Origin of the sequence: Nocardia sp. NPDC101769 (genome assembly GCF_044766925.1) — a bacterium.
In the GTDB taxonomy this organism is placed as follows: Bacteria; Actinomycetota; Actinomycetes; order Mycobacteriales; family Mycobacteriaceae; genus Nocardia.
Window position 1 is genome coordinate 1 of sequence record NZ_JBIWMX010000087.1, and the last position, 8,771, is coordinate 8,771.

The following is an 8,771-nucleotide window of genomic DNA, read 5'->3' on the forward strand; positions in this document are numbered from 1 at the left end:
GTCGGCATGTACGCCGTCACGGTCGCCGGTGGCGCGTACGTGCCGCTGGACCCCGACCACCCGGCCGAGCGCAACCAGTACGCGCTCGACACCGCGCAGCCGGTGTGCGTGCTCAGCACGAGCGGGGACCGGTTCGAAACCACCACGCGCACCCTGCTCATCGACGAGCTCGAAGCGCAGGGAGGTGGAGCGCTGTCGGACTACTCCGACGCCCCGATCACCGACGCCGACCGGATCGCCCCGCTGCGCGGCGACAATGTCGCGTACGTGATCTTCACGTCGGGTTCGACCGGCCGCCCGAAGGGCGTGGCGGTGAGCCACACGGCCATCGTCAACCGCCTGGTGTGGATGCAGACCGAGTACGGCCTGTTCGACGACGATGTCGTGTTGCAGAAGACCCCGGCCACCTTCGACGTGTCGGTGTGGGAGTTCTTCTGGCCCCTGCAGATCGGTGCGACCCTGGTCATCGCCAAGCCGGACGGGCACCGTGATCCGGCCTACCTCGCCGACCTCATCATCGAGACCGGTGTCACCACCGCGCACTTCGTGCCGTCGATGATGTCGGTGTTCGTGGCGGAGGAGAAGGCCGCGGAATGCACTTCGCTGCAGCAGGTCTTCGCCTCCGGTGAGGCGCTGCCCGCGCCGACCGCGCAGAAGCTGCGCGAGCTCACCGGCGCGCGTCTGCACAACCTGTACGGCCCGACCGAAGCGGCCGTCGACGTCACCTACCACGAGGTGGAGGACACCGACACGCTGTCGGTGCCGATCGGCGCGCCGGTCTTCAACACCCGTGTGTACGTGCTGGATTCGCGCCTGCACCCGGTCGCCCCGGGCGTCGCGGGCGAGCTGTACCTGTCGGGCGTCCAGCTGGCGCGCGGCTACGTCGCGCGCCCGGAGCTGACCGCCGATCGCTTCGTCGCGGACCCGTTCCACGACGGCGAGCGCATGTACCGCACCGGCGACCTCGTCAAGTGGACCGGTCGCGGCGAGCTGGAGTACCTGGGCCGCACCGACTTCCAGGTGAAGCTGCGCGGTTTGCGCATCGAGCTCGGCGAGATCGAGTCCGCGCTCACGGCCATCGATGCCATCGCCCAGTCGGTGGTCGTGGTCCGCAGCGACGAGCGGCTCGGTGAGCAGTTGGTCGGCTATGTCATCCCGACCGCCGGCCACAGCGTCGACCTCGACGCCGTGCGCGCCGAGCTCCAGGACGGCCTGCCCGGCTACATGGTGCCGACCGCCTTCGTGGTGTTGGACGCCTTCCCGCTCAATGCCTCCGGCAAGCTGGATCGCAAGCGGCTGCCCGCGCCGGTGTTCGAGGCCAAGGTCTTCCGCGCCCCGTCCACCCCGATCGAGGAGATCGTGGCGGGCACCTTCTCCGACGTGCTCGGCGTCGGACGGGTCGGCCTGGACGACGACTTCTTCGAGCTCGGCGGCAACTCGCTGATCGCCACCCAGGTCACCGCCCGCCTCGGCGCGGCCCTGGACACCCAGCTGGCGGTGCGCGATCTGTTCGAGGCGTCCACGGTCGCGGCGCTGGCCGCGCGGGTGGAGCGCAATGCCGGTTCCGGTAGGCGTCCGAGCTTGGTCGCCGGTGAGCGGCCCGCGCACCTGCCGCTGTCCCCGGCGCAGCAGCGCTACTGGTTCCTCAACCAGTTCGACACCAGCACTTCGGCGGTCGACAACATTCCGCTGGCGGTCCGCTTCACCGGCGCACTGGACCTGTACGCCATGAAGCAGGCCATCGGCGACGTGATCGCCCGCCACGAGGTGCTGCGCACGGTGTACCCGCGGTCGGCCGAGGGCCCGCACCAGGTGGTGCTGCCCGCCTCGCAGACCGATCTGTCGCTGGTGCCGGAGGAGGTGACCGAGGGCGAACTGCTCGGCAAGGTCATCGAATTCGCCATGACCACCTTCGATGTCACCGTCGAGGTGCCGCTGGCGGTCAAGATGTTCCGCATCGCGGACAGCCGGTTGGGAGGTATAGGCGTCGAGACCACCCAGCACGTGCTGGCCTTCACCGTCCACCACGTCTCCGCCGACGGCTCCTCGATGGGCCCGATGGCGCGCGACATCATGGCCGCCTACGTGGCCCGGGTGAACGGCGACGTCCCGCAGTGGGCTCCGCTACCGGTGCAGTACGCCGACTACGCGCTGTGGCAGCGCGAGGTGCTCGGCCGCGAGGACGACGCGGAATCGCTTGCCGCCAAGCAGGTCTCGTACTGGACCCGCACGCTGACCGGGCTGCCCGATCAGCTGGAGCTGCCGACCGATCGGCCGCGTCCCCCGGCGCAGTCGTTCCACGGCAAGGCGCTGCGCTTCGATATCGACGCCGAGCGCCACGCCAAGCTGCACGAGCTGGCGCGGGCCAACAACGCCTCGCTGTTCATGGTCGTGCACGCCGCCCTGGCCGTGCTGCTGGCCCGCCTGTCCGGCACCGACGACATCGCGGTCGGCACCCCGATCGCGGGCCGCGGTGAACGCGAACTCGACGACCTGATCGGCATGTTCGTGAACACCCTGGTGTTCCGGACCCAGGTCGACGGCGCCGCGAGCTTCGCCGACCTGCTCTCCGAGGTCCGCGAGCGCGACCTGGAGGCCTTCGCCAACGCCGATGTGCCGTTCGAGCGCCTCGTCGAGGTGCTCAACCCGGTCCGCTCCACCGCGCGCAACCCGCTGTTCCAGGTGGGCCTCTCGTTCCAGAACCTGGCCGAGACCGCCTTCCAACTGCCGGGCCTGCACGTGGCCGCGGTCGAATTCGACTCGCAGCTGGCCAAGACCGATCTGCACGTCACGCTCTACGACCGGTACACCGAGGACGGCACCCCGGCCGAGATCCTCACCGAATTCGGTTACGCCACCGACCTGTTCGACGAATCGACCGTGCGGTCCTTCGCCGACCGGTTCGTGCGGGTGCTGGATGCCATCCTGGCCGACACCACCGTCGCGGTCGGCGACCTCGACCTGCTGGACGAGGACGAGAACGCGCGAATCCTGCAGCGGTGGAACAACACCGCGCAGGACGTGGACGCGGTCATGGACGGCGGTTCCGAGGCCACCCTGGTCTCGCTGCTCGACCGGTCGGTGTCCGACGACCCGAAGGCCGTGGCCATCGTCGCCGACACCGCCGAGGGCACCGAGCAGCTGACCTACGCCGAGCTCGACGCCCGCGTGAACCAGCTCGCCCGCGAGCTCATCGCACGCGGCATCGGCGCGGAAGACCGGGTGGCCCTGGCCATTCGACGGTCCACCGACCTGGTGGTCGCCATGTACGCGGTCGCCAAGTCCGGTGCCGCCTACGTGCCGATCGATCCGGATCAGCCTGCCGAGCGTGTCGGCTACATCCTCGAGACGGCCGCGCCCAAGGCCGTACTCACCACGGCGGCAGTCGGTTTCGACGCCCATACCTCCCAACGGGCTGCCGAGCCGGCCCAGGTGCTGCGCATCGACGAGCTGGACCTGTCCGGCCACTCGGCCAAGCCGATCACCGCCGCCGAGCGGGTGCGCGAGCTGACGGCCGCGAACACCGCGTACATCATCTTCACCTCCGGTTCCACCGGCCGCCCCAAGGGTGTGGCGCTGCCGCACGGCGCGGTCGTGAACCAGTTGCTGTGGAAGGTCACCGAATTCGGCCTCGACCCGGCCGACGCGGTGCTGCTCAAGACCGCCGCCACCTTCGACCTCTCGGTCTGGGAGTTCTGGTCCGCCGCCGCCTGCGGTGGCCGCATGGTCATCGCCGCGCCGGACGGCCACAAGGACCCGGCGTACCTGAACGAGCTCATGGCCCGCGAATGGGTGACCACCCTGCACGTGGTGCCGTCCATGCTGGACGCGCTGCTCACCGACGGGCTGCCGGATTCGCTGTGGCGCATCCTGGCCATCGGTGAGGCGCTGCCCGGCCCGCTGGCGCAGCGCGTGCTGCGGGAGCGGCCGCGCACCGAGCTGTTCAACCTGTACGGCCCGACCGAGGCCGCGGTGTCCATCACCAACCACCGGGTCACCGTCCGCGACGAGCTGTCGGTGTCCATCGGCTCGCCCGAGTGGAACTCCCAGGTGTACGTGCTGGATTCGCGTCTGCGGCCGGTGCCGGTGGGCGTCTCCGGCGAGCTGTACCTGGCCGGCGCGCAGCTGGCGCGCGGCTACTACGGCCGTCCGGACCTCACCTCCGACCGATTCGTGGCGAACCCGCTCGCCGGCAACGGTTCCCGCATGTACCGCACCGGTGACCTGGTGGCCTGGCAGGAGAACGGCGAGCTGGAGTACCGGGGCCGCACCGACTTCCAGGTGAAGATCCGCGGCTTCCGCATCGAGCTCGGCGATATCGAATCCGCGCTGCTGCGCCTGGATTCCGTCGCCTCGGCGGCCGTGGTCGCGCACACCGATCCGGTCCTCGGCGACCGCCTGGTGGCCTACATCGTGGGCAGCGACGGCGAGCCCGACAAGCAGCAGCTGCAGTCGGCGCTGGCCGCCGAACTGCCGTCGTACATGATCCCGTCGGTCTTCATGCCGCTGACCGCGTTGCCGCTCAACGCCAATGGCAAGCTGGATCGCAAGGAGCTGCCGCAGCCCACCTTCGAGAAGGCCGTCTTCCGCGCCCCCGTCAGCCCGATCGAGCAGATCGTGGCGGGCGTGTTCGCGGAGGTGCTGCGCGTGGAGTCCGGCCGCATCGGCCTGGACGACGACTTCTTCGCGTGGGGCGGCAACTCGCTGCTCGCCACCCAGGTGGCCGCGCGCCTCGGCGAGGCGCTCAACACCCGGGTGCCGGTGCGACTGCTGTTCGAGGCGTCCACGGTGGCCGCGCTGGCGGCCCGCGTGGAACGCGACGCCGGCGCCGGTGGACGCAAGGCGCTCACCGCCGGATCGCGGCCGGAGAACATCCCGCTGTCGCTGGCCCAGCAGCGCATGTGGTTCCTCAACCGCTTCGACACCGCCTCGGCCGCCTACAACGTGCCGGTCGCGGTACGCCTGTCGGGCCTGCTGGACGAGGACGCGCTGCGGGCCGCCATCGCGGATGTGGTTGCCCGCCACGAGATCCTGCGGACCATCTACCCGCAGACCGAGGACGGGCCGGTACAGGTCATCCTGCCGCCGGCGCAGGCCGTGCCGGAGCTCGAGGTGCGCACCGTCACCGCCGACGAGGTGGTGGGCGCGGTGGTCGAGCTGACCTCCACCGCCTTCGACGTGACCGTCGAGGTGCCGATCAAGGTGGCACTGTTCAAGATCGAGGGCGAGACGCCGGCTCCGGCGGCCGAGTCCGGTTCCGCGACGCGAGGGCCGTCGGAAGCCGCGGCGCACGCGGCGGCCTACACCTTCGACTTCGCCGATATCGAGCCCACCGGCCAGTTCCCGATCGTGGACCCGAACGGCCCCGCGCCCGCGGAATACGTGCTGGCCCTGGTGATCCACCACATCTCCGGTGACGGTTCCTCGGTGGCCCCGCTGACCCGCGACCTGATGACCGCCTACGCGGCGCGCTCCATCAAGCAGAAGCCGGGCTGGACCCCGCTGGCGGTGCAGTACGCGGACTACTCCATCTGGCAGCGCGAACTGCTGGGCAGCGAGGACGACGCGGAATCGCTGGCGTCGAAGCAGGTCGCCTACTGGACGCAGGCGCTCGCCGGCCTGCCGGATCAGCTGGACCTGCCGGCCGACCGGCCGCGTCCGGCGGTGCAGTCCTTCGCGGGCGGCAAGATCGACGTCCGCATCGACGCCGAATTGCACGCGGCGCTGGTCGAATTGGCCCGCACCGAGGGCGCGACGCTGTTCATGGTCGTGCACACCGCGCTGGCCGTGCTGCTGTCGCGTCTGTCGGGCTCCGACGACATCGCCATCGGCACCCCGATGGCCGGTCGTGGCGAGGCCGTGCTGGACGACCTCATCGGTATGTTCGTCAACACCCTGGTGTTCCGCACGCTGGTCGATGGCGGGCAGCCGTTCGCCGAGCTGCTGGCGCGCCAGCGCGAGACCGACATCCAGGCCTACGCCAATGCCGACGTGCCGTTCGAGCGCCTGGTCGAGGTGCTCAACCCGGCCCGCTCGACCGCGCGGCACCCGCTGTTCCAGGTGGGTCTGTCCTTCCAGAACCTGACCCGCTCCACCCTGGAGCTGCCGGGCCTGAGCGTGGCCGGCCTGGACGTCGACACCGAGCTGTCACAGTTCGACCTGCACCTGATCGTCTCCGACATCTACGGCGAGGACGGTGCGGCCGAGGGCATCACCGGCATCCTGACCTATGCCACCGATATCTTCGACCGGGACACCGTGCAGGGCTTCGCGGATCGGTTCGTGCACCTGCTGCGCGAGATCGTGACCGCACCGCGCACCGCGGTGGGCGAGATCGAGCTGCTGGCCGTGGCCGAGCGGACCGAGATCCTGGAGCGGCGCAATGCCACCGCACACCAGGTGGATTCGGCCGCGACATTGGTTTCGATGCTCAATGCGACGGTGGCGGCCAAGCCGACCGCCATCGCGCTCATCGGACCGGACAGCGAGACGCTGACCTATGCCGAACTCGGCGCGCGGGTCAACGGCCTTGCCCGCCATCTGATCTCGCTGGGCGTGGGCCCGGAGGCGCGGGTCGCGCTGGCGCTGCGGCGCTCCGTCGACCTGGTCGTCGCCATGTACGCGGTCTCGGTCGCCGGTGGCGCGTACGTGCCGGTGGATCCGGACCAGCCGGCCGAGCGGACCGGGTACATCCTGGAAACCGCCGCGCCGGTGTGCGTGCTGACCAATGCCGCGGCCGAGTTCACCACCGATATCGCGCCGCTGGTGCGGATGGACGAGCTCACGCTGTCCGGCGCGAACCCCGGCCCGGTCACCGACGCCGAACGGGTCGCCCCGCTGCGGCCCGAGCACACCGCCTACGTCATCTTCACCTCCGGTTCCACCGGTCGCCCGAAGGGCGTGGCGCTGCCGCACGCGGCCATCGCCAACCAGTTGCAGTGGAAGAGCGCGGAATTCGGGCTCGGCGCGGACGACGCGGTGCTGCTCAAGACCGCCGCCACCTTCGACCTGTCGGTCTGGGAGTTCTGGTCGGCCGCCGTGTCCGGTGGCCGCCTGGTGATCGCCGCGGCCGACGGGCACCGGGATCCGGCGTACCTCAACGAGCTGATGGCGCGCGAGCGGGTCACCACCCTGCACGTGGTGCCGTCCATGCTGGACGCGCTGCTCACCGAGGCCGAAGGGACGCTGAACGATTCGCTGCGGCGGGTCCTCGCCATCGGTGAGGCGCTGCCCGCGACAGTGGCGCAACGCTTCCGTGCGTTGAACCGGAAAACTCGACTGTTCAACCTGTACGGCCCGACCGAGGCCGCGGTGTCCATCACCAGCCACCGGGTCACCGACGCCGATCAGGGTTCGGTGTCCATCGGTGCGCCGGAATGGAATTCGCGGGTCTACGTGCTCGACGCGCGCCTGAACCCGGTGCCCGACGGCGTCTCCGGCGAGCTGTACCTCGCCGGTGCGCAGCTGGCCCGCGGCTACTTCGCGCGCCCGGACCTGACCGCGGATCGATTCGTGGCCAACCCGTTCGCCGTCGGCGAGCGCATGTACCGCACCGGCGACCTCGTCGCCTGGTCCGGCGCCACCGCGAGCGATGAATCAGGCACCGCGAAGCTGGAGTACCGGGGCCGCACCGACTTCCAGGTGAAGATCCGTGGCTTCCGTATCGAGCTCGGTGAGATCGAGGCTGCGCTGCTGGCGCTGCCGGAGATCGCGCAGACCGCGGTGCTGGCGAAGCAGGACGCCAAGACGGGTGACCGCCTGGTGGCCTACCTGGTGCCGTCCGGGTCGGGTGTCGATGTGCCGCTGGTGAAGTCGGCCCTCTCGGCGGCGCTGCCGTCGTACATGGTGCCGTCGGCCTTCGTGGTCCTGGATGCCCTGCCGCTCAATGTGAACGGCAAGCTGGATCGGAAGGCGTTGCCGGAGCCCGAGTTCGAGACCACCGCCTTCCGGTCGCCGTCCACCCCGATCGAGGAGATCGTGGCGGGTGTCATCGCGGAGGTTCTCGGAGCCGAGCGGATCGGCGCGGACGACGACTTCTTCGCCCTCGGCGGCAACTCGCTGCTCGCCACCCAGGTCGCCGCGCGCATCGGCGCGGCCCTGGACGCGCGGGTGCCGGTGCGCGCCGTGTTCGAGGCGTCGACCGTCGCCGGACTGGCCGCCAAGGTCGAGCAGCACGCCGGCGCGGGAGACCGCAAGGCGCTCACGGCCGGACCGCGACCCGACAATGTGCCGCTGTCGCTGGCGCAGCAGCGTATGTGGTTCCTCAACCAGTTCGACACCGCGTCGGCCGCGTACAACGTCCCCGTGGCGGTGCGCCTGACCGGTGCGCTGGATGTGGAGGCGCTGCAGCAGGCCGTGGCCGACGTGATCGGCCGCCACGAGACGCTGCGCACCGTCTACCCGCAGGTGGACGGCGCGGCCACGCAGGTGATCGTGCCGGCGGCGCAGGCGGTTCCGGATCTGACGCCGGTTGTCGTCTCGGCCGAGGCGGTGACCGAGCGGATCGCCGCGCTGGTCACCACCGGCTTCGACGTGACCGCCGAAGTGCCGTTGCACGCCAAGCTGTTCCGCGTCGATGGCGTCACGGAGTCCATTGGCGGCTCCGCCGCCGAGTCCATTGGCGGCTCCGCCGCCGAGGTCGAGCACGTGCTCGTCTTCGTCACCCACCACATCGCAGCCGACGGCTGGTCCATGGGCCCGCTCACCCGCGACGTCATGGTGGCCTACGCCGCCCGCGCCGCCGGTGTCGCGCCCGGCTGGGCGCCGCTGCC

General features: G+C 70.4%; 1 protein-coding gene. It reads left to right on the forward strand.

From position 1 onward, the window contains the following. A partial coding sequence (locus ACIRRA_RS45070; RefSeq protein WP_402782007.1) for an amino acid adenylation domain-containing protein occupies positions 1-8,771 on the forward strand: 8,771 nt, incomplete at both ends.